Here is a 22,721-nt window from a genome sequence, read left to right as displayed (position 1 = left end):
AGTAATTAAGATAGATATATAAGAAGGTTAGTGCTTACTATGCACTTTTTACAGCACTTAGGCTGAGGACTACAACCCTCAGCCTTCGTTCTGTTTGTTATACTTATGAAAAAACTAACATTAGGAGTGAAAAAAATTGGATATAAATCAAATCTTAAAAAATGAATTTAATCTCAGAGACGAACAAATAAATAATACACTAAAGCTTATTGATGAAGGAAATACAATACCCTTTATAGCTAGATACAGAAAAGAAATGACTGGTGAGATGAGTGATGTCACATTAAGAGAATTCTATGAAAAATTGATGTATCTAAGAAACCTTCAAAGTAGAAAAGATGATGTAGTTAGGTTAATAGATGAACAAGGAAAATTAACAGATGAGATAACACAAAATATAGAAAAAGCAAAAACACTACAAGAAGTAGAAGATATATATGCGCCATATAAACAAAAGAAAAGGACTAGAGCAACAATAGCAAAAGAAAAAGGTCTAGAAAATCTAGCAGTATCAATACTAGAGAGGAATCTAGATAATATAGATTTAGAGGCAAAGAGTTATATAAATGAAGAAAAAGAAGTAATTTCTGTTGAGGATGCCCTAAAAGGCGCAAGAGATATAATTGCAGAAACAGTTTCAGATGATGCTAAGATTAGAAAATACATAAGAGAGCTTGCTTTAAGACAAGGAATGATAGTTAGTAAAAGTTCTACTGATGAGAAATCAGTTTATGATATGTATTATGATTATAGTGAAGCAGTAAAAAGTATGGCTCCACATAGAGTTTTAGCAATAAATAGAGGAGAAAAAGAGAATTTTTTAAAAGTTAAATTAGAAATAAATAATGATAAAGTTTTAAATTATATAGTAAATGAATATGTAAATGATAAAAACTTTAAGAATAAAGATGAAATTGTAAATTCAATAGAAGATTCGTATAAAAGATTAATTTTCCCATCTATAGAAAGAGAAATAAGAAATCATCTGACAGAAATAGCTCAAGAAAGAGCTATAAGTGTATTTGGAAAAAATGTTAAAAGTTTATTACTTCAACCACCAGTTAAAGATAAAGTAGTTATGGGATTTGACCCTGCATTTAGAACTGGTTGCAAAATAGCAGTTGTAGATAAAAATGGTAAATTATTGGACTATACAACAGTATATCCAACAGACCCTCAAAATAATGTAGAAGGGGCAAAGAAGGCTTTAAAAGAATTAATTGAGAAATATAATATAGAAATAATTTCAATAGGAAATGGGACAGCATCAAGAGAATCAGAAACATTTGTATCAGAAATGATAAAGGAGATAGATAGAGAAGTTCAATATGTTATAGTCAGTGAGGCTGGTGCATCAGTTTATTCAGCATCTGAACTTGCAAATGAAGAACATCCAGATATAAATGTATCAATAAGAGGAGCTATATCTATAGCGAGAAGACTACAAGACCCATTAGCAGAACTTGTAAAAATAGACCCTAAGAGTATAGGTGTAGGTCAATATCAACATGACTTAAACAAGAAGAGATTAGAAGAAGTATTAAATGGAGTTGTTGAGGATTCTGTAAATAGTGTTGGAGTAGATTTAAATACTGCATCATATTCTCTCTTAGAGCATATTGCAGGAATAAGTAAGGTTATCGCAAAAAATATAATAGCATATAGAGAAGAAAATGGAGACTTTACATCAAGAGTCCAATTGAAAAAAGTAAAAAGACTTGGACCTCAAGCATTTACTCAATGTGCTGGATTTATGAGAATTTTAGATGGAAAAAATCCTCTAGATAATACAGGTGTACATCCTGAAAGTTATGATATATGCAAAAAAATGATTGAAATAATAGGATATTCTTTGGATGATGTAAAAAATAAAAATATAGAAGAAATAGATGAAAAAGTTAAGGAAATTGGTTTGAGAGAATTAAGTGAAAAATTGGAAGTAGGTCAAGTTACTTTAAGAGATATAATAGCTGAAATCAAAAAACCAGGAAGAGACCCAAGAGAAGAAGGTATAAAGCCTATACTTAGAACTGATGTCTTAAAAATTGAAGATATACAAGAAGGAATGTCTTTAAAAGGTACTATAAGAAATGTTGTAGATTTTGGAGCATTTGTAGATATTGGAATAAAAAATGATGGATTAGTTCATAAATCAGAAATGAGTAATAGCTTTGTAAAAGACCCTATGAGTATTGTTACAGTAGGTGATATAGTAGATGTAAAAGTAATTGGAATTGACTTAAATAAAAAAAGAGTAGCATTGTCAATGAAAAAATAGGCTAATTTATGTTTAGTTATGCTACTTACATGTAACAATTATAAATGTAAGTAGCATAATAAAAAATTTAAGAAATTATGAAATGAGATTGTAAAAAAATAATATTTAAAATAATTAGTATAGTATTGAAAATCAGGAGGAAAATGAATGGTTTTTGTAAAAAATGGTAACATAAATACCATAACAAATGGAATAATTCAGGGAGATATACTTATAGACCAAGGAAAAATAATAGAAATAGGAAAAGATTTAATAGCACCTTTAGATGTAGAGGTGATAGATGCAAGTGGTAAATTTGTGTTTCCAGGGTTTATAGATGCCCATACTCATTTAGGATTATGGGAAGATGGTATAGGATTTGAAGGAGCAGATGGAAATGAAGAAACTGACCCAATAACACCACAATTAAATCCTATAGATGGGATTAATCCAATGGACAGAACATTTAAAGAAGCTTTTGAAGGTGGTATAACTTCTGTATGTACAACTCCTGGAAGTGCGAATGTTATGGGAGGTCAATGTATAGCTATAAAGACATATGGAAAAAGAATTGATAAAATGGTAATAAAAAATCCAGTAGCATCTAAAATAGCCTTTGGAGAAAATCCAAAAAGTTGTTATGGTCAAGATGATAAATCTCCACAAACTAGAATGGCAATAGCTTCATTACTTAGAGAAAATCTTAAAAAAGCAGAAGAATATTTAGAGGAAGTCGACCTGTATGAAAGTCATGATGATGAAGACTGTGAAAAACCTGAATATGATATAAAAATGGAAAGTTTGATACCTGTTTTAAGAGGAGAAATTCCTTTTAAAGCACATGCCCATAGAGCTGATGATATGTTCACAGCTATAAGGATTGCAAAAGAGTTTAATTTAAAGCTTACATTAGACCATTGTACAGAAGGTCATCTTATAGTGGATGAGCTATTGGAAGAAGGATTTCCTGTAATAGTAGGACCATCATTATCAGAAAGGTCTAAATTTGAACTTAGAAATTTAACGTTTAATACAGCTGGAATACTTTCAAATGCAGGGCTTGATGTGTGTATAATGACAGACCATCCAGTAATACCAGTTCAATATCTTCCAATATGTGCAGGGATAGCAGTTAAGCATGGTATGAAAAAAGAAAAAGCAATAGAATCCATTACAATAAATCCAGCTAAGACTCTAGGGATTGAAGATAGAGTAGGTTCTATAGAAGTTGGGAAAGATGCAGATATAGTAATTTGGGATAATTCTCCACTAGAGATTCAAAGTAAGGTGCTTTACACGATAATAAATGGTAAAGTAGTGTACGAAAAAAAATAACTTGACAATTATTAAAAAATTAACTAATATAAGAGTGTAAGGAAAATTAAAAAATCAAAGAAGATCTTCGGGGCAGGGTGAGATTCCCTACCGGCGGTATAGCCCGCGAACTACTTAGGTGGTTGATTTGGTGAAATTCCAAAGCCGACAGTAAAGTCTGGATGAGAGAAGATATTTATGGAATATAAATAAGTTTATTTTAGTTTGTTTAAACTATATCCATAAAAACTCGAAGATAGGGTCTTCGAGTTTTTTGTTTTTCCTAAAAAATATAAATATATTTATTAGGAGGATAATAATTATGCAAAGTACAGCAAAAAGAGGTAATATGATTTCAACAAGAACTTTAGTAGTAATGTCAATTTTATCAGCAATATCTTATTTACTAATGTTTATTCAAGCACCAATACCAGGTATATTTCCAGATTTCTTAAAAATTGACTTATCAGATATTCCAGCAATATTTGGTGGTATGTCTTTAGGGCCAGTGGTTGGGTTTGGAATAGTTGTAGTAAAAAATGTACTACAAGCAATTACAGCAACAACAACTGGAGGGATAGGAGAATTTGCAAATATATTAATTGGTGGTTCTTATGTAATGATACTTTGTTATTCATATAAGAGAAGTAAAGATTTAAAAGGTGTATTAATTGGTTTTGTATTAGGAACAATAGCAATGACTATAATTGGTTCATTAGTGAATTATTTTGTAATGTTACCACTTTATGGTCAAATGATGGGACTAGATGCTATAATAGGCTTAGGTTCAGCTCTAAATCCTAAAATTCACGACCTATTTACTTTTGTAATTTGGATGATAGCTCCATTTAATGTACTAAAAGCTGTGATAATATCTTTAGTAACATTACCACTTTATAAAAAAATGGGAAATGTAATAAAAAAATAATCAGACAAGAAAATATAAAATTTTAAAATTAAATATATTGGAAAGCCATAATTTATTTATAACTTCAGTCTCATGTTGTGATTGATGTATTAAATACATTATGGCTTTATTAATTTATCAAAAAATGTATTTAAAATAAGAAATATTTAGACAGATTTAATTTTTAAAATAAAGGAAGAATTAAAACGATTAACTATTAAAATACTAAAAAGGTATCTACAATATGCAGAGCGAATTCATAATAAACAAAAAATAAAGTTATTATTAAGAATAAATAATGTTTTGAACTGTAATTCTTAATAATAGCTAATTTAATAATGATAGGAGAGTAGATTTATGAAAGTATGTAAAAAAATGAAAAAAGTATTTTTAGACGATAAAGGGTATTATTTTAATAGTGATTGGGAAAATATTCATATAGGCATTGATAGTGAAATGTTAGGAGATTCTTTAAAGCATATTACGAATGAATATATTGAAAATATGGAAAGAGTGAAGTATGATTATCATGAATTAGAAAATATAAATAACCAAACAGATGGTATGTGTATTTTAGCGGTAAGGCAGAATTATAAAGCTTTGAAGTATGTAAAAGAGCAAACAGAAGAATTATGTTTAGAAGCTATAAGGTACAATTATAGAGCACTTGAATATGTAAAAGAACAAACTGAGTATATATGTCTTGAAGCAATAAAAAAGGATTGCAATGCACTTAAGTATGTAAGAAATCAAACAGAAGAACTTATTATAAAAGCAATAAGATGTTCTTCTAATATAGATGTTGTAAGTATATTAAAAGCTTTAGAGGTTCAAACAAGAAAAATATGTTTAGAATCAATTAAAAAAGATGGCAGGTGTCTTGCATATGTTAGAGAACAAAGTGAAGAATTATGTATAGAAGCAATAAAACGAAACTATAAAGCACTTCAATATGTACAAAACCAAACAGAAAAAATGTGTATAGAAGCTGTAAGTCAAAATGGTATGGCATTACAATATGTAAACCAGCAAACAGAAAAAATATGTTTAGAAGCAGTTAAACAAGATGGAAGGAGCCTACAATTTGTTAATAATAAGACAGAAGAAACATGTATAAGAGCTATAAGATATTTGGATAAAAAGTACAATATTAAAGATGTACTAAATTACATAGATAACTATACAGAAGAGATATGTACAGAGATTGTAAGACAAAATGGAAAGATGCTTATGTATATAAAAAATCAAACAGAAAAAATGTGCATTGAAGCAGTAAAAGAAAATTATAAATCTCTCAAGTACGTAAAAGAGCAATCAGAGGAAATATGTAAAGAAGCTCTAAAACAAAATTGTAAGGCAAAAGAATATGTAAAGATTGCTATTGATGATTATATATAAGTTTTGATTAAAAAATAGCTACGCACACTCATGACTTTAGCCATGGGAGGTTCAGAGAATCATCAATATTGAAAGATAAACAAAAAAGATAAATAGAAGTACTTTATAATAGTTGGGGCTTATACTATAATTAATTAAGCAGTGATATAAATTCACACGACGATTATATCAAGATGGAGATGAATTAATGGCAAAAATATATTTAGAAAATGAAAGTAAAACTAGAGAAATAGGACATAAATTAGGTGAATTATTAAAAGAAGGTAGTGTAATTTGTTTAGTGGGGGATTTAGGAGCTGGAAAGACCACAATGACACAAAGTTTAGCAGACTCATTAGGAATAAATGATTATATAACAAGTCCAACTTTTACTATAATAAACGAATATGAAGGAAAAATACCTTTGTATCATTTTGATGTTTATAGAATTGGTAGTAGTGATGAAATGTATGATATTGGATATGATGAATATATAAATTCAAATGGAATCTGTATAATTGAATGGGGTAATTTAATAGAAGATATACTTCCAAAAGAATATTTAAACATAGAATTAAGATACAAAGATGAAGGAAGAGAAATGATATTAACTCCAAAAGGAGATTATTATAAAGGTATAGTTGAGGAGTTGATTAAATAATGAAGATATTAGGTATAGATACATCTTCTATGGCAGCAAGTGTAGCAGTTGTCGAAGATGATAATTTAATCTGTGAGTTTACAGTAAATAACAAAAAAACTCATTCACAAAAGCTTATGCCAATGATAGAAAATATGTTGGATATGAGTGATTTAAACATAAAAGAGATGGATTTGTTAGCTATATGTATAGGGCCTGGTTCATTTACAGGTCTTAGAATAGGTATGGCTACAGTAAAAGCTATAGCCCATGTAAATAATCTACCAATAATAGCAGTAAATTCTTTAGAATCTTTAGCTGGTAATATGAATTTATGCGAAAGAAAAATATGCTCTATATTAGATGCACAAAAAAATCAGGTTTATTCAGCTAAATATAAGTTTGAAGATGGAGAGTTAATAGAGTTAGATAGTGTTGATGTTGTAGAGTTTGAAACTTTACTAAAAGAGATTAAATCAAGTGATGAAGAATTTATAATAGTTGGAGAAGCTGTTTATAAATATAAGGATGAGCTAGAAAACATAAAAAATATAAAGATACCTTCACCAGCTCATAATGTATCTAAAGCAGGAAGCTTATGTTCTGTAGCATTAAATAAATATAGTAAAAATATAGATGTACATACTTGTTATACAATAAACCCTATGTATATCAGAAAATCTCAGGCTGAAGTACAATATGACGAAAAAATGAAGAGGATAAATAATGAAAGATAATACAAAACAAATAGTAGATGATGTAAAAATAGAAGAAATGACTATTAAAGATATAGATGAAGTTTTTGAAGTAGAAAAAAATTGTTTTGAAGATTATTGGTCAAAAGAATCTTTTAGAAAAGAGTTATCTAATGAAGTTGCAAAGTATATAGTAGCAAAACTAGATGGAAAAGTAGTTGGATATGTTGGAATTTGGCTTATAATTGATGAAGGGCATATAAATAATGTAGCTGTTCATAGTGACTATAGAGGCAGAAAAATAGGAGATAAGTTAATAAAAAGATTAGTTGATTTATGTAAAGATAATAATATTGCGTCTATGACATTAGAAGTTAGAGCATCAAATAAAATAGCACAAAATCTATATAGAAAATATGGATTTAAAATGGGTGGAATCAGAAAAGAATACTACAGTGATAATAAAGAAGATGCAATTATAATGTGGAACCAATTAAAAGAGGTGTAGAGTTTATGGGTGATATAATAACATTAGCTATAGAGAGTAGCTGTGATGAGACAGCTGCATCAGTTTTAAAAAATGGTAGAGAAGTACTTTCAAACATAATCTCTACTCAAATAGAAACACATAAAAAGTTTGGCGGTGTAGTACCAGAGGTGGCTTCAAGAAAACATGTGGAAAATATTGATATAGTTGTTCAAGAAGCTTTAGACAAGGCAAATATAGGATTTAATGATATAGACCACATTGCAGTTACATATGGTCCAGGGCTAGTAGGGGCTTTATTAGTTGGATTATCCTATGCTAAAGCACTTGCATATACATTGGATATTCCTCTTGTAGGAGTAAATCATATTGAGGGACATCTAAGTGCAAACTATATAGAACATAAAGATTTAAAACCTCCTTTTATAACATTAATAGTATCGGGAGGTCATACTCATTTAGTAGAAGTTAAAGATTATGGTAAATATGAAATTTTAGGAAAGACGAGAGATGATGCGTCTGGAGAAGCCTTCGATAAGATTTCAAGAGCTATGAATTTGGGTTACCCAGGAGGTCCTATTATTGATAATTTAGCTAAAAAGGGAAATAAGCATGCTATAGAATTTCCAAGAGCTTATTTAGAAGAGGATAGCTATGACTTTAGTTTTAGTGGTCTAAAATCTTCTGTATTGAATTATTTAAATGGAAAAAGGATGAAAAATGAAGAAATAGTAGTTGAAGATGTTGCTGCATCTTTTCAAGAAGCTGTAGTTGAAGTTTTAGCTACTAAAGCATTAAAGGCAACAAAAGATAAAGGTTATGATGTTATAACTCTTTCTGGTGGAGTTGCTTCTAACTCTGGTCTTAGAGCTAAAATAACAGAACTTGCAAAAGAAAGTGGAATTATAGTTAAATATCCTCCTTTAATTTTATGTACAGATAATGCTGCTATGATAGGTTGTGCAGGATATTATAATTTCATAAACAATAAAACACATGATATGAGTCTGAATGCAGTTCCAAATCTTAAGATAAACCAGTAATATAAACTAGGTTTAAAAATATATTGAGTAAGTATTTTTATAAAATTAAATATGTTGTCTATTAAAGCTTAAAACAAGACCATGGATAATCTTTATATTCTAATAAATCAGGAGGTTTTTTAGATATTTAGATATAAGGTAAATTTATGGTCTAAATTGTTTTAAGTTTTATTTTTTTGTAGAAAGATTATTTTAGAAAGTGGGTAATAGACTCTTTTTTTTCATTCTTAAAAAGTTTTATACTAAGTGTAGAAAGTTTAAGGAGGGGAAGAAATGAGTCAAAGTAAAGAAGATAAAATAAGAAGTATTTTAGAAGCAAAAAATATTAAAGCAAATTTTCAAAATCAAGAAAATTTAGATGAACTTAGTGAAAAAAAAGCAAGTAAAAGAGCAGATGATTTATTGAATGTATATTACAATACATTGTCTACAGCTGATATGGAATTTCCATATTGGTACAATAGAGAATATAGAAAATCAGATGGTGATATAGCAGTAGTTAGAAGAGCTAAAGCTCTTAAAGCTGCTTTTTCTCATATGACACCAAATATAATACCTGGTGAGAAGATAGTAATGCAAAAAACACGCCATTATAGAGGCTCTTTCCCAATGCCTTGGGTAAGTGAAAGTTTCTTTGTTGCTCAGGGAGAACAAATGAAAGAAGAAGCAAAGAAGTTAGCTAGCAATACAGCAGATGAGCTTACAAAATTTGGTTCTGGTGGAGGAAATGTAACTGAAAGTTTTGGAAATGTTGTTTCAATAGCTGGTAAATTTGGAATGAGAAAAGAAGAAGTTCCTGTTCTTGTAAAAATGGCAAAAGAATGGGTTGGAAAATCAGTTGAAGATTTAGGATTTCACTATGAAAAGATGATGCCAGATTATGATTTAAAAGAAAATTTAATGAGTACACTTATATGCATGTTTGATTCAGGATATACACTTCCTCAAGGTAGAGAAGTTATAAACTATTTTTATCCTTTAAATTATGGATTAGATGGAATTATAGAAATGGCAAAAGAATGTAAAAAAGCAGTCGCAGGAAATGCATCTGGAGATGGTCTTATCGGAATGGATCGTCTATATTTTTATGAAGCTGTTATTCAAGTTATTGAAGGGTTACAAGCTTGGATTTTAAACTATGCAAAACATGCAAAATATTTAGAGAGTATAGAAACAGATTTAGAAGCAAAAAAAGAATATTCAGATTTAGTAGAGATATTAGAACATATTGCACATAAACAACCTCGTACATTTAGAGAAGCTCTTCAATTGACTTATACAATCCATATAGCATCAGTAAACGAAGATGCGATATCTGGTATGTCTATAGGTCGCTTTGGTCAAATTTTATATCCTTGGTATGAACAGGATATGGAAAAAGGACTAATTACAAAAGAAGAAGTTATTGAATTATTAGAACTTTACAGAATAAAAATCACTTGTATTGACTGTTTTGCTTCAGCAGGTGTAAATGGAGGAGTATTATCAGGAAATACATTTAATACTTTATCTATAGGTGGTTTAAGAGAAGATGGTTCTACAGGAGCTAATGAATTAGAAGAATTATTATTAGAGGCAAGTATGAGATGTAGAACTCCTCAACCTAGCTTGACTATGTTATATGATGAAAAACTTCCAGAAGATTTTTTAATGAAAGCTGTTGAATGTACAAAACTTGGTTCTGGTTATCCAGCATGGGTAAACAATTCAAATGGGACAACATTTATGATGAAGCAATTTGCCGATGAAGGAATGACTGTTGAAGAAGCTAGAGCATTTGCATTAGGTGGATGTCTTGAAACATCTCCAGGATGCTGGAAACAACTGACTTTAAATGGAAAGACATATTCTATTGCAGGTGGAGCAGGACAATCTGCTGGTTCTGGAGTTCACTTTATTGCTAATCCCAAAATCTTAGAGCTTGTTCTTATGAATGGTAAAGACCATCGTATGAATATACAAGTATTTGAACCTCATAATAAGCCATTAGATACTTATGAAGAAGTTGTAGAAGTATTTAAAGATTATTATAAACAAGCGATAAATGTTCTTGAGAGAGCAAATAATATTGAGTTAGATATATGGAGAAAGTTTGATACTTCTATAATAAATTCTCTATTAAAACCAGACTGTTTAGATAAAGGTCAACATATAGGAAATATGGGCTATCGTTATAATGCAACATTAAATGTAGAAACTTGTGGAACTGTTACTATGGTTAATTCATTTGCTGCACTTAAAAAACTTGTATATGATGACAAAACTTTTACAGTTGAAGAAATGAAGGATGCTGTATTAAATAATTTTGGATTTAAAGACGCATTAGAAGTTGGTAATTATTCTATGGCAGACCAAGTAAAAGTAGATAAGACTGGCAAATATGATGCTATTTATAAGGCCTGTCTTGATGCACCTAAATATGGAAACAATGATTTGTATGCAGATACGATTCTTAAAAATTATGAAATATGGTTAGCAAAAGTGTGTGAAGAAGCACAATCTTTATATGCTAAAAAAATGTATCCTTGTCAAATTTCTGTATCTACACATGGGCCACAAGGAGCTGCCACTTTAGCTACTCCAGATGGTAGATTAAGTGGAACAACATATTCAGATGGTTCAGTTTCTGCATATGCAGGAACAGATAAAAATGGTGTGTATGCATTATTTGAATCTGCAACTATTTGGGACCAAGCAGTAGTTCAAAATTCTCAAATGAATTTAAAACTTCACCCAACAACTATTAGAGGACAACAAGGAACAAAAAAACTGTTAGATTTAACAAGAAGTTATTTAAGAAAAGGTGGATTCCATATTCAATACAATGTTGTGGACTCAGAAACTTTGAAAGATGCACAAAAAAATCCTGACAATTATCGTCAACTAATGGTACGTGTTGCTGGATTTACTCAATATTGGTGTGAGTTAGGTAAACCAATACAAGATGAAGTAATTGCTAGAACAGAGTATGAAGGGGTGTAAAATATGAGAAAACATAGTGATTGTATGAATTTTTGCGCAGTAGATGCCACTAAAGGGATTTGTAGATTATCAAAACAAATGATTAATCTAGATGATGAAGCATGTTCAGAAATAAAAGTAATGCCAAAATGTAAAAATTGTAAAAATTTTGTTGACGCTAATGATGAAGGTATAGGTAAATGTGTTGGGTTAGAAAATGAAGATTGGGTATACTCAACATTAAACGCAATTACTTGTGAAGGGCATGTGTTTAATGAATAGTCAAAGCCAATTAGAAGGAATGATTTTTGATATACAAAGCTTTTCAGTTCATGATGGGCCAGGTTGTAGAACAACTGTATTTTTAAATGGATGTCCACTTAGTTGTAAGTGGTGTGCAAATCCTGAAAGTTGGACTGTTAGACCACATATGATGTTTAGTGAGTTGTCTTGTCAATATGAAAATGGATGTACTGTATGTCATGGTAAATGTAAAAATGGTGCATTGAGTTTTGACCTTGACAATAAGCCCGTCATAGATTGGGATATATGTAAGAATTGTGAGAGTTTTGAATGTGTCAACTCATGTTATTATAATGCGTTTAAATTATGTGCAAAACCCTATACTGTAGATGAACTTGTAAAGGTGATTAAGCGTGATTCTAACAACTGGAGAAGTAATGGAGGAGTAACATTTAGTGGAGGAGAGCCACTACTTCAACATGAATTTTTACATGAAGTGCTATTAAAATGTCATGAAACAAATGTGCACACTGCTATTGAAACGAGTGCATGTGTTTCAAATGAAATTTTTAATAATATATTTAAGGATATAGACTTTGCGTTTATTGATATAAAGCATATGGATAGAGAAAAACACAAAGAACAAACAGGTGTGTATAATGATTTAATATTAGAAAACATATCAAATCTTGTAAACTCTGACTGGGGTGGAAGATTAGTACTTAGAGTACCAGTTATTTCAGGGTTTAATGATAGTATGGAAAATATAAATGATATTATATCTTTTATGCATAAAAATAATTTAGTAGAAATTAACCTATTACCATTTCATAGACTAGGAGAATCAAAGTGGATTCAATTAGGTAAAGAATATGAGTATTCTGATAAAGGAGATGTTGATGAAGAACATCTTGAAGAATTACAGGACATATTTTTAGATAATGGCATAGCCTGTTATGTTGGACATGAGACTGCTTTTTAGAAATAAATATCATAAAAATTAAATATTAGTTTGCAGAAGGGAGTTATCGCATGAGTAAATTAAATTTATTCTGTGATAGCTTCTTTTTGCTATTCATACTCTACTATATAGTTCATCCAGCGTTAATTAAAAATATAATGGACATAAAAAATATCATAAATATGTGATAAGATAAATATATAGAAATATTTTACTTATTTTGGGGTTGTTATATATTTAGGTACTGGGGTGATATAGTTGAACCAAGAAATATTTTTTAAAGTAATGAATGAAATATTGGAAAATATTGATGAAGGGGTACATTTTGTTAATAAAGAAGGGAAAACTATAATCTACAATGATTCTGTACAAAAAATGGAAAAAATGAATAGACATGATATTTTAACTAATTCATTTTTTGATATAGTCAGCAAAATGAAAATAAATAGAAGTACACTAGTAGAAGTTTTGGAAAAAAGGGAAATTATTAAAGACAATATTCAAAAATATCTAGATAAAAATGGAAAAGAAATAACAGCAATAAATACTACGATACCAATTGATATTAAAGGAGAATTTGTAGGGGCACTTGAAATATCAAAGAATATGACAACTATAGAAAATTTATTAAACAGAAGCTATAAAAAAAATTTAGTTAATAAAGTTAATAATAAACAAAAAAATGGCTATGAATTTGATGATATTTTAGGTGAAAGTGATTTGATTAAAGAGGCAATAGCAAAATCTAAGAAAGCTTGTAAGTCTGATGCCTCAGTATTTATATATGGTGAAACTGGGACAGGCAAAGAGTTATTTAGCCAGTCCATTCACTATGGAAGTAATAGAAAAAATTATCCGTTTATAGCACAAAATTGTGCAGCTTTACCAGAATCATTATTCGAAGGAATACTATTTGGAACTGCTAAGGGAGGATTTACAGGTGCAATAGACAGGCCAGGTTTATTTGAACAAGCTAACAAAGGAACATTATTATTAGATGAAATAAATTCCATGCCTATTATGTTACAGGCTAAATTACTAAGGGTTTTGCAAGAAGGTTATGTAAGAAGAGTTGGAGGGACCAAAGATATACCTGTTGATGTAAGAATTATTGCAACAACAAATGAAAGTCCAAGAGTTATTTTAAATGAGAATAAAATTAGAAAAGATTTATATTATAGGCTTAACATAATACATATAAAAATTCCTCCTCTTAGAGATAGAAAAGAGGATATATCTGTATTATGCAAAAAATTTATTTCAAAGTATAATAAAAAGTTAAATAAAAAAGTAGTAGGTATTTCAGATGAAGCTATCAGAATTTTAAAAAATTATGACTGGCAAGGTAACATAAGAGAACTGGAAAACATAATTTATTGTACTATGAGTATGATGGAAGACGAGATACAAATAGAAACAAGCATGATTAATCTAAATGACTATTACAATCTAAAAGAGAATAAAGAGGTTAACAATTATTCTTTAAATGATTTAGAGAATAAGACACTTAATAATATTATTGGTGAGATAGAAGAGAAGTATATATATGAATCATTAGAAAAGACCTCATATAATATAACTAAGGCTGCATCAATTTTAGGTATGAACAGGCAAAATTTACAGTATAAAATGAAAAAATATAATATCAAAATATTATAAAGGAGCAAAATAAAGGAGCAAAATTATTATGAAAGAGCAAAATTTTTTGCTCTTTTTTTATTTCTCAGAAAAAATATTATTTTTTATTTATGAAAATATATAACAAGATAATTATAGTTTCAACGTTCTCATAAATATTTAACTTCGTTTTGAAGTTGGCACGATTTATGCTTTAACTAATAATTAAGAATATATAAATTTTTAGGAGGGTGTATATATGAGAAAAGTAAGAGTTGGTATATGGGGATTTGGAGCTATGGGGATAGGAATGGCTAATATGATTTTAAAAAAAGAAGGTATAGAAATAGTATCTGTTTGCAGTAGAAGTACTTCAGGTAAAAGTATGTATGATGTCCTAGGAATTGAAAGAGGAGAAAGAGAAGAAGTTATTATCAATGGAAATTATGAAGAAGTTTTTAAAGAAAAAAGTGCAGATGTTGTTTTATTAGCAACTGATTCATTTACCAAAAAGGCTTTTGATAAAATAATGTTCTTATTAAATAGAAAAATAAATGTTATATCAACAGCAGAACAAATGGCATATCCACAAGCTGATGATGCAGATTTGGCTAAGCAAATGGATGAAGTTGCAAAAGAGAATGGAGTAAGTATTCTTGGAACAGGAATAAATCCAGGGTTTGTATTAGATTTACTAGTATTAGCACTTTCAGGTACTTGTGAAGAAGTTAATAGTATAAAAGCTAAGAGGGTAAATGATTTATCACCATTTGGAAAATCTGTTATGGTAGAACAAGGTGTTGGAGTAACAAAAGAAGAGTTCATAAAAGGTGTAGAAAATAATACTATAGCAGGTCATGTAGGATTTGTAGAATCAATAAATATGATAGCTGATGGATTAGGATGGAAACTAGATAAGATAGAACAAACAAAAGAACCAATAATGACTACAGTAGATAGAAAATCTAAGTACGGTGAGGCATTAGCTGGAAATGTTGCTGGTTGTAGACAATGTGGATATGGATATGTAAATGGAGACGTTTTAATTGAAATGGAGCATCCACAACAGATAATACCTGAAGCAGAAGGCATTAAAACAGGAGACTATGTATCAATAAAAGGGATACCAAACATTGATTTACAAATAAATCCTGAAATACCTGGAGGGGTAGGTACTTACGCAATGATAGTAAACTCTATTCCATTAATAATAAATGCTAGACCAGGTCTTAAAACTATGTTGGATATACCAGTACCTAGAGCAATAATGGGAGATATAAGAAATCAGATAGAAGTTGAATTAGAAGAAGAATCAAAAGCAAATTAATAAAATAACATAGTTAATAAGGGGATGAAAAAATGGATGCTAAAATTAATGATTGGGTTATTATACACAATATAGTGTTAACTCCAGAAGAAAGAGCTCCACAAGTTCCAGAGGATACTAAGAAAGTATCCTTAGAAATGTGGGTTAAAGGATTTATACAAAAAGATGCTTTTATAGGCGATTTAGTAGAAGTTAAAACAATTACAGGTAGACTTGTAAAAGGTAATTTACTTAAAGTAAATCCATACTATACTCATGATTATGGTAAATGTATACCAGAGTTACTCCAAATAGGAATACAGGCGAAAGAAATATTATTTGGAGGTGTATGTAATGAATAATGCAGCATCAATGAAAGATATGAGCTATCAAGCTGTTATGGGAAGAAACAATGAAATAATGAAAAATGCAATTGGACTGGATTACTCATCTTTTGAACAAGAAGGAATAGGATTTGATTATGAAAAAATGATGGGTGAAACAGGATATACATTACAAGATATTGAAGCAATTCAATCACAATATGCTGTTGGAAATACTCCTATAATAGAACTTAAAAATTTGACTAAGCTAGCTAGAAAATGCGCTCCAGAAGGTAAAGGTGCTAGAATATTTGTAAAAGATGAAGCAATGAATGCATCTGGTAGCTTTAAAGCGAGAAGAGCAGCTACTGCAGTATATCATGCCAAAAAAATGGGATATAAAGGTGTAATAGCAGCCACTAGTGGTAACTATGGGGCAGCTGTAGCATCTCAAGCAGCAATGCAGGGGTTAAAATGTATAATAGTCCAAGAATGCTATGATTCTAATGGTGTAGGTCAACCTGAAATTATAGAGAAAGCAAGAAAATGTGAAGCCTATGGAGCAGAAGTTGTTCAATTAACTGTTGGGCCAGAATTATTTTATACATTCTTAGTTTTATTAGAAGAAACAGGCTATTTTAATGCATCATTATATTCACCATTTGGCATTGCAGGTGTAGAAACTTTAGGGTATGAGTTAGCTATTCAATTTAGAGAAAAATATAAAAAAGACCCAGATATAGTTGTTTGTACAAATGCAGGTGGAGGTAATCTTACTGGAACTGCAAGGGGTCTAATAAAAGCTGGTTCCCTTAATACTAAAGTAGTAGGAGCAAGTGTTGATTTGAAAGGATTACACATGGCTAGTGATAATCAATTTAATAAAAAATCATTTACAACAGGACATACAGGTTTTGGTATACCATTCTGTACATGGCCTGATAGGTCAGATGTACCTAGATCTGCAGCTAGGCCACTTAGATATATGGACAGATATGTGTTAGTAAAACAAGGAGAAGTTTTCTATACAACTGAATTATTAGCACAGTTGGAAGGGATAGAGAGAGGTCCTGCTGGTAATACATCTTTAGCAGCAGCATTTTCTTTAGCACAAGAATTAGATGAAGATAAAGTTATAGTAGTACAAGAGACAGAGTATACAGGTGCAGGTAAACACATATGTCCACAACTTACTTTTGCAAGAGAAAATGGAATAGATATAAAATTTGGGAATCCAGAAGAAGAAATTGCAGGAGTAAACTTAATATTACCAGAAAGACCAGAATTATTAAAATGTGTTGATATTGATATGAATAAAATAAGAAAATCATTTATAAAAAATTGTATCTCTCACAACGATATTCATGATGTTGATAGTATAAGTAATCAAGATATAGAATTTTTAATGGAAGAAGTAAAAAGTTCAAGAGATTTTGTTATTGATACGTTAAATAATTTATAATAGTTACTGTTTTTTAATTTAACATGAAATAAATAGTTGGAAAATTCACTTAAATTGATATGAATGGGGGAATGTTCATGAAAAAAAGAGAGGATGATTTTGAGGTTAGAAGAAAACATCTTCAGAAATTGAGTGATGATGAGTTAAAAGAAAGATTTTGGAGTTTAGCTACCCAGATAGTAGAACCAATGATAGACCTTGGTAAAAAGAACACAACACCATCAATAGAAAGGTCTGTTTTGTTAAGAATGGGATTTTCTTCTCTTGAGGTAAAACCTATTTTAGAAGGTGTTATGGAAAGAGGTCTTATAGGTAAGGGGGCAGGGCATGTAGTTTATAAGTTTGCTAAATCTAAAAATATATCAGTTAGAGAAGCTGGTTTATTATTAGTTAATGGTGAATATTGGGATGAAGTTACATGTTTATTTAGAGAAGGGGTAGAATCATGTTAAAGGAAAATAAAAAATTAGATATAGACTATATATTAAAAGATTTGGATAAATATAAACCAAAAAGAAGAGGTTGGGTTTGGAGAGAACACTTGGAAAATCTTGAAATGGGACCTTTTGAATATAAAGACTGTACAAAACCTTTAAAGAAGAGTATAGGGTTACCATCATCTAAATATTTCAATAATATAGACCCTCAACCAAGCCCAGTTATTACTACTGAAATAGCTTCTGGAAGATTTGAAGATGATATAAGAAGAATGAGGATGGCAGCTCATCATGGTGCTGACCACTTAATGGTCATTAGAACAGCTGGACAATCGCATTTTGATGGACTTATAGAAGGCACTCCTCAAGGTATAGGTGGTGTTCCAATAACAAGAAAACAAGTAAGAGCTCAAAGAAAAGCTCTTGACTTTATAGAAGAAGAAGTTGGTAGACCGATTAATTACCATTCATATGTAAGCGGTGTTGCGGGTCCTGAAGTAGCAGTAATGTTTGCTGAAGAAGGGGTCAATGGAGCACATCAAGACCCACAATATAATGTTCTATATAGAAATATAAACATGGTAAGATCTTTTGTAGATGCTTGTGAAGCTAAACAAATAATGGCTTTTGCCAATATAGCTCAAATAGATGGAGCACATAATGCTAATGCTACTGCTAGAGAAGCATGGAAGGTAATGCCTGAACTTATGGTTCAACACGCTTTAAATTCTATATTCTCAGAAAAAATAGGAATAGATAAAAGTAATATATGTTTATCAACAGTTCCACCAACAGCACCTCCAGCACCATGTTTAAGAATAGACTTACCTTACGCTGTTGCACTTAGGGAGTTATTTAGTGATTATAAGATGAGAGCTCAAATGAATACTAAATATATGGAATCATCAACTAGAGAAGCTACAGTCACTCATGTATTAAATTTATTAACATCAGTTTTAACTAGAGCTGACATACAATCAACTATAACACCTGACGAAGGTAGAAATGTACCTTGGCATATATACAACATAGAAGCATGTGATACAGCAAAGCAAGCTTTAGTTGGTATGGATGGTCTTATGGATATGATAGAACTTAAAGATGTTGGCGAATTAAGATACAAAGCAAGAGAGCTTAAAGAAAGAGCTGTATTATATATGGAAGAAATATTTGAAGTTGGAGGATATTTTGAATCTGTAGAACAAGGATTCTTCGTTGACTCAGGAAATTATCCAGAAAGAAATGGTGATGGAATATCTAGAAAAATAAAAGGAGGAGTTGGAGAAGGTACTGTTTATGAAAGAGATAAAGATTATTTAGCACCTGTAACTGCTCACTTTGGATACAATAATGTAGCTCAATACGATGAAAAAGCTATAGATAATCCATCAATATTAATAGATGGATGTACATTTGAAAATCCAGACAAAATAATATACATCGATGAACTGGATGATTTTGATAATGTGGAAAATAGACTAAAAGAATCAGAGGAATACAGAAGTGGAACTAAAATCAAGCCTGAAATGGAATGGTGTGCAGATGGAATTGTAATGATAACAATGATGCTTCCTACCGATAAAAGAACAGCTGAGTTTGCAGCATTGGAATTTGTCAAAAAAATGAATTTACAAGAAGTTGAGGTTATAAGTAGAGAAGTTATGCATGAATCTGAAGGTACTAGGATAGAAGTAAAGGGAAGAGTTCCATTTGATATAGATTTAAATGATTTAGTAATACCAGAAGAGCCTAAAGTACTAACTGATGAAGAAATAAGAGCAGATATAGAAGAAAAACCTATGAAAATAGTTTCAGCAACAGTTGGAGAAGATGAACATTCAGTTGGTTTAAGGGAAATAATAGATATAAAACATGGTGGTATTGAAAAATATGGTATAGAATGCCATTACTTGGGAACTTCTGTACCTGTAGAGAAATTAGTAGATGCAGCAATAGAGCTAAATGCAGATGCAATACTTGCATCTACAATAATAAGTCATGATGATATTCATTATAAAAATATGAAGAAATTACACGATTATTGTGTAGAAAAAGGTATAAGAGATAAAGTAATGATTGCTTGTGGAGGAACACAAGTAACACCTGAAATAGCCGTTGAACAAGGAATAGATGCTGGATTTGGAAGAAATAGTAAAGGTATACATGTAGCCACTTTCTTAGTTGAAAAAAGAAGAGAAATGAATAATAAATAATGAAGAATAAAAAAGTTTCTCTAAAAATAGATGTGTTGGTAGCTGAAATAGGAAGTACTACCACTGTGGTAAACGCTTTTCATGATATTGATACTGATAATCCTGTATTTTTAGGTCAAGGTCAGGCTCCAACAACAGTGTTTGAAGGTGGCGATGTAAGAAATGGCTTATCAGGTGCTATTAAAGATTTAGCTAATAAATTATCTGTAGATGATATAAAATATAATGATATGTTTGCAACTTCTAGTGCAGCTGGTGGATTAAAAATGACTGTTCATGGATTAGTATATGATATGACAGTAAAAGCAGCTAAAGAAGCTGCTCTAGGAGCTGGAGCTGTTATTCGTCAAGTAACATCAGGTAGAATTAAAAGAACTGATTTAAAGAAAATAAAAGAAATAAATCCCAATATAATTTTAATAGCTGGTGGAGTTGATTACGGAGAAAGAGATACAGCTATTTATAATGCCGAAATGATAGCTTCTATGAATTTAGGTATACCAGTTATATATGCTGGTAATGTTGAAAATCAAGAGGAAGTAAGATTAATATTTGAAGATACAAATTATAAGCTTTATATAACAGAAAATGTATACCCTAAAATAGATTTATTGAATATAGAACCTACAAGAAAAATCATTCAAGGTGTGTTTGAAGATCATATAACTACAGCACCAGGAATGAAGTATATTAAAGAAATGGTTAATGAAAATATTACTCCAACTCCAGGGGCTGTAATGGAAGCTTCTAAACTCTTATATAAAAATATTGGAGATTTATTAACTCTAGATGTAGGTGGAGCAACTACTGATGTACATTCTGTTACAGATGGAAGTGACTATATTAATAAAATATTAGTTAACCCTGAACCTGTAGCTAAAAGAAGTGTTGAGGGGGATTTAGGTGTATATGTAAATATGAAAAATATAGTAGAAGTTATAGGCAAAGAAAATTTACAAAATGAATTATCTATAGATATTGATAAAGTAATAGATAATTATCCGCCAATACCAAAATCAAAAGAAGAAATATTATTTGTCGAGAGATTGACAAAAGAAGCTGTTATTAAAGCTATGTTAAGACACTCAGGAAAAATAAGAAATATTTATGGAACAACTGGAAAAATCAAAATTGCAGAAGGAAAAGATTTAACAGAAGTAAGATATATAGTGGGTACAGGAGGAGCACTTACTAGGCTCCCTAGTAGAATTAAAATATTAGACAATATAACTAAATACAATAAAAATAAAGAATTACTATTTCCAAAGGAAAAAACAAAGATATTGATAGATAGTGACTATATTATGGCTTCTATGGGTGTTTTGTCTAAAAAATACGAAGAAGCATCTCTTAAGCTCCTACTAAAAAGTTTGAACTTCAAGGAGGAAAGATTATGTACCCTAGATTAGAAATAGATATAGAAAAATTAAAACATAATGCTAAAATAATTTTACAGAGTTGTCATGAAAGAAACATTAAAGTATCTTTTGTAACTAAATCATTTTGTGCACAAAAAGAAATAGTAGAAGCAGTATATAGTGAAGGAATAGACTATATAGCAGATTCAAGAGTTCAAAACTTAAAAAAATTACAAGATATAAATTTACCTAAAATGCTGATTAGAATACCCATGATAAGTGAACTAGAAGAAGTTATCAATTATTGTGATATAAGTTTTAACTCAGAATTAGAAACTATAAAGAAATTAAATGAGTTATGTGAAAGTAAAAATATTATTCATAATATAGTTCTTATGTTTGACTTAGGAGATTTACGAGAAGGTTACTTTTATGAAGAAGACCTCTTTAATAGTATAAAAGAGATAGTAAGATTAAAAAATATTAAAATAGTTGGTATAGCTACAAACTTAACTTGTTATGGAGCTGTTATACCATCTAAAGAAAATATAGGTAGGCTAGTAAGTATAGCTCAAAAGATAGAAGGTAAATTTGGAATAAATCTAGAAATAGTATCAGGAGGTAACTCAAGCTCTATACATTTAATGACAAGTAATAATATGCCAGAAGGTGTTACTAATTTGAGAATAGGTGAATCTATTCTACTTGGTAGAGAAACCGCATATGGCAAAAATATAAATGGGACATATCAAGATGTATTCAAATTAATATGTCAAATAGTTGAATGTAAAGAAAAGCCATCAGTTCCTATTGGCGAAATAGGAGTGGATGCTTTTAGAAATAAACCTGTTTATGAAGACAAGGGAATCTTAAAAAGGGCAATCATAGCAATAGGTAAACAGGACATAAATATTGACTCTTTAATTCCAATAGACACTGATATAAAGATATTAGGGGCAAGTTCAGACCACATGATATTAGATGTAAGTAATACAAAATATGACTATAAATTAGGCGACAATGTAGAATTTTTATTAACTTATGGAGGCATCGTGTCATCTAGTACGAGCGAATATGTTTCAAAAAAAATTATAGTGTAGTGTTCAAATAATTAGGAGGA

Annotated in this window: 19 protein-coding genes and 1 riboswitch; all 19 genes read left to right on the top strand. The window is 30.0% G+C overall.

Annotation, left to right across the window (positions count from 1 at the left end; all coding sequences use genetic code 11):
* The first annotated feature begins 136 nt into the window (after positions 1-136).
* The 19 genes from KGF41_RS08225 (at position 137) to orr (ending at position 22,701) form a co-directional block, all read left to right on the top strand.
* Positions 137-2,278, top strand: coding sequence for a Tex family protein (locus KGF41_RS08225; RefSeq protein WP_227850251.1), 2,142 nt, complete (start codon positions 137-139; stop codon positions 2,276-2,278).
* Positions 2,279-2,425: 147 nt separating this feature from the next.
* Complete coding sequence (locus tag KGF41_RS08220; RefSeq protein WP_227827866.1) at positions 2,426-3,592, top strand: amidohydrolase; 1,167 nt, start codon at positions 2,426-2,428, stop codon at positions 3,590-3,592.
* A 59-nt stretch (positions 3,593-3,651) separates the two neighbouring features.
* Positions 3,652-3,769, top strand: a riboswitch (FMN riboswitch).
* A 124-nt stretch (positions 3,770-3,893) separates the two neighbouring features.
* Positions 3,894-4,499, top strand: a complete 606-nt coding sequence (locus KGF41_RS08215) for an ECF transporter S component (RefSeq protein WP_227827865.1) — start codon at positions 3,894-3,896, stop codon at positions 4,497-4,499.
* A 336-nt stretch (positions 4,500-4,835) separates the two neighbouring features.
* Positions 4,836-5,876 (top strand): DUF4116 domain-containing protein, encoded by a 1,041-nt coding sequence (locus KGF41_RS08210; RefSeq protein ID WP_227827864.1) that lies wholly within the window; start codon positions 4,836-4,838, stop codon positions 5,874-5,876.
* A gap of 187 nt (positions 5,877-6,063) precedes the next feature.
* Positions 6,064-6,516, top strand: a complete 453-nt coding sequence (tsaE, locus tag KGF41_RS08205; protein ID WP_227842675.1) for a tRNA (adenosine(37)-N6)-threonylcarbamoyltransferase complex ATPase subunit type 1 TsaE — start codon at positions 6,064-6,066, stop codon at positions 6,514-6,516.
* Positions 6,516-7,232, top strand: a complete 717-nt coding sequence (tsaB, locus tag KGF41_RS08200; RefSeq protein WP_227827862.1) for a tRNA (adenosine(37)-N6)-threonylcarbamoyltransferase complex dimerization subunit type 1 TsaB — start codon at positions 6,516-6,518, stop codon at positions 7,230-7,232. The genes tsaE and tsaB overlap by 1 nt, the downstream gene beginning before the upstream one ends.
* Positions 7,222-7,698 carry a ribosomal protein S18-alanine N-acetyltransferase gene (gene rimI / locus KGF41_RS08195; RefSeq protein ID WP_227827861.1) on the top strand — a complete coding sequence of 159 codons (477 nt, stop codon included), beginning with the start codon at positions 7,222-7,224 and terminating at the stop codon, positions 7,696-7,698. The genes tsaB and rimI overlap by 11 nt, the downstream gene beginning before the upstream one ends.
* Before the next feature lie 5 nt (positions 7,699-7,703).
* Entirely contained in the window at positions 7,704-8,720 is a 1,017-nt protein-coding gene (gene tsaD, locus KGF41_RS08190) for a tRNA (adenosine(37)-N6)-threonylcarbamoyltransferase complex transferase subunit TsaD (RefSeq protein WP_227839993.1), read from the top strand.
* Positions 8,721-8,993: 273 nt separating this feature from the next.
* Positions 8,994-11,702, top strand: coding sequence for a 4-hydroxyphenylacetate decarboxylase large subunit (hpdB, locus tag KGF41_RS08185; RefSeq protein WP_227827859.1), 2,709 nt, complete (start codon positions 8,994-8,996; stop codon positions 11,700-11,702).
* 3 nt (positions 11,703-11,705) lie between these two features.
* Entirely contained in the window at positions 11,706-11,963 is a 258-nt protein-coding gene (gene hpdC, locus KGF41_RS08180) for a 4-hydroxyphenylacetate decarboxylase small subunit (protein WP_227434571.1), read from the top strand.
* Complete coding sequence (gene hpdA, locus KGF41_RS08175) at positions 11,956-12,906, top strand: 4-hydroxyphenylacetate decarboxylase activase (protein ID WP_227827857.1); 951 nt, start codon at positions 11,956-11,958, stop codon at positions 12,904-12,906. The genes hpdC and hpdA overlap by 8 nt, the downstream gene beginning before the upstream one ends.
* Positions 12,907-13,170: 264 nt before the next feature.
* The gene (locus tag KGF41_RS08170) at positions 13,171-14,544 is read left to right on the top strand and encodes a sigma 54-interacting transcriptional regulator (protein ID WP_227827856.1); all 1,374 of its coding nucleotides are present in this window, start codon (positions 13,171-13,173) and stop codon (positions 14,542-14,544) included.
* A 217-nt stretch (positions 14,545-14,761) separates the two neighbouring features.
* Complete coding sequence (gene ord / locus KGF41_RS08165; protein ID WP_227827855.1) at positions 14,762-15,829, top strand: 2,4-diaminopentanoate dehydrogenase; 1,068 nt, start codon at positions 14,762-14,764, stop codon at positions 15,827-15,829.
* Positions 15,830-15,861: 32 nt separating this feature from the next.
* The gene (gene ortA / locus KGF41_RS08160; protein WP_227827854.1) at positions 15,862-16,170 is read left to right on the top strand and encodes a 2-amino-4-oxopentanoate thiolase subunit OrtA; all 309 of its coding nucleotides are present in this window, start codon (positions 15,862-15,864) and stop codon (positions 16,168-16,170) included.
* Positions 16,163-17,593, top strand: a complete 1,431-nt coding sequence (gene ortB / locus KGF41_RS08155; protein WP_227839989.1) for a 2-amino-4-oxopentanoate thiolase subunit OrtB — start codon at positions 16,163-16,165, stop codon at positions 17,591-17,593. Before ortA ends, ortB begins: the two co-directional genes overlap by 8 nt.
* Positions 17,594-17,670: 77 nt before the next feature.
* A complete protein-coding gene (locus KGF41_RS08150; protein ID WP_227827852.1) occupies positions 17,671-18,045 on the top strand; it encodes an ornithine aminomutase subunit alpha in 375 nt (124 codons plus the stop codon).
* Positions 18,039-20,243 (top strand): D-ornithine 4,5-aminomutase subunit OraE, encoded by a 2,205-nt coding sequence (gene oraE / locus KGF41_RS08145; RefSeq protein WP_227839988.1) that lies wholly within the window; start codon positions 18,039-18,041, stop codon positions 20,241-20,243. The genes KGF41_RS08150 and oraE overlap by 7 nt, the downstream gene beginning before the upstream one ends.
* Complete coding sequence (locus KGF41_RS08140) at positions 20,243-21,652, top strand: GlmL-related ornithine degradation protein (protein WP_227856558.1); 1,410 nt, start codon at positions 20,243-20,245, stop codon at positions 21,650-21,652. Before oraE ends, KGF41_RS08140 begins: the two co-directional genes overlap by 1 nt.
* Positions 21,637-22,701 (top strand): ornithine racemase Orr, encoded by a 1,065-nt coding sequence (orr, locus tag KGF41_RS08135; RefSeq protein ID WP_227856557.1) that lies wholly within the window; start codon positions 21,637-21,639, stop codon positions 22,699-22,701. Before KGF41_RS08140 ends, orr begins: the two co-directional genes overlap by 16 nt.
* Positions 22,702-22,721: the final 20 nt, after the last annotated feature.

This window comes from Clostridioides sp. ZZV14-6150 (genome assembly GCF_020657875.1).
Lineage (GTDB): Bacteria > Bacillota > Clostridia > Peptostreptococcales > Peptostreptococcaceae > Clostridioides.
Note: the sequence above shows the minus strand (reverse complement) of the source record. Positions and strands in the feature narration are given on the sequence as shown.

Bases quoted from the DNA above. Each gene is read 5' to 3' on its own strand.
- KGF41_RS08150 (WP_227827852.1), top strand. From the start codon at position 17,671: ATGAAAAAAAGAGAGGATGATTTTGAGGTTAGAAGAAAACATCTTCAG.
- ortB (WP_227839989.1), top strand. From the start codon at position 16,163: ATGAATAATGCAGCATCAATGAAAGATATGAGCTATCAAGCTGTTATG.
- tsaD (WP_227839993.1), top strand. From the start codon at position 7,704: ATGGGTGATATAATAACATTAGCTATAGAGAGTAGCTGTGATGAGACA.
- KGF41_RS08210 (WP_227827864.1), top strand. From the start codon at position 4,836: ATGAAAGTATGTAAAAAAATGAAAAAAGTATTTTTAGACGATAAAGGG.
- oraE (WP_227839988.1), top strand. From the start codon at position 18,039: ATGTTAAAGGAAAATAAAAAATTAGATATAGACTATATATTAAAAGAT.
- hpdC (WP_227434571.1), top strand. From the start codon at position 11,706: ATGAGAAAACATAGTGATTGTATGAATTTTTGCGCAGTAGATGCCACT.
- hpdB (WP_227827859.1), top strand. From the start codon at position 8,994: ATGAGTCAAAGTAAAGAAGATAAAATAAGAAGTATTTTAGAAGCAAAA.
- ortA (WP_227827854.1), top strand. From the start codon at position 15,862: ATGGATGCTAAAATTAATGATTGGGTTATTATACACAATATAGTGTTA.
- rimI (WP_227827861.1), top strand. From the start codon at position 7,222: ATGAAAGATAATACAAAACAAATAGTAGATGATGTAAAAATAGAAGAA.
- tsaB (WP_227827862.1), top strand. From the start codon at position 6,516: ATGAAGATATTAGGTATAGATACATCTTCTATGGCAGCAAGTGTAGCA.
- ord (WP_227827855.1), top strand. From the start codon at position 14,762: ATGAGAAAAGTAAGAGTTGGTATATGGGGATTTGGAGCTATGGGGATA.
- KGF41_RS08215 (WP_227827865.1), top strand. From the start codon at position 3,894: ATGCAAAGTACAGCAAAAAGAGGTAATATGATTTCAACAAGAACTTTA.
- tsaE (WP_227842675.1), top strand. From the start codon at position 6,064: ATGGCAAAAATATATTTAGAAAATGAAAGTAAAACTAGAGAAATAGGA.
- KGF41_RS08170 (WP_227827856.1), top strand. From the start codon at position 13,171: ATGAATGAAATATTGGAAAATATTGATGAAGGGGTACATTTTGTTAAT.
- KGF41_RS08140 (WP_227856558.1), top strand. From the start codon at position 20,243: ATGAAGAATAAAAAAGTTTCTCTAAAAATAGATGTGTTGGTAGCTGAA.
- hpdA (WP_227827857.1), top strand. From the start codon at position 11,956: ATGAATAGTCAAAGCCAATTAGAAGGAATGATTTTTGATATACAAAGC.
- orr (WP_227856557.1), top strand. From the start codon at position 21,637: ATGTACCCTAGATTAGAAATAGATATAGAAAAATTAAAACATAATGCT.
- KGF41_RS08220 (WP_227827866.1), top strand. From the start codon at position 2,426: ATGGTTTTTGTAAAAAATGGTAACATAAATACCATAACAAATGGAATA.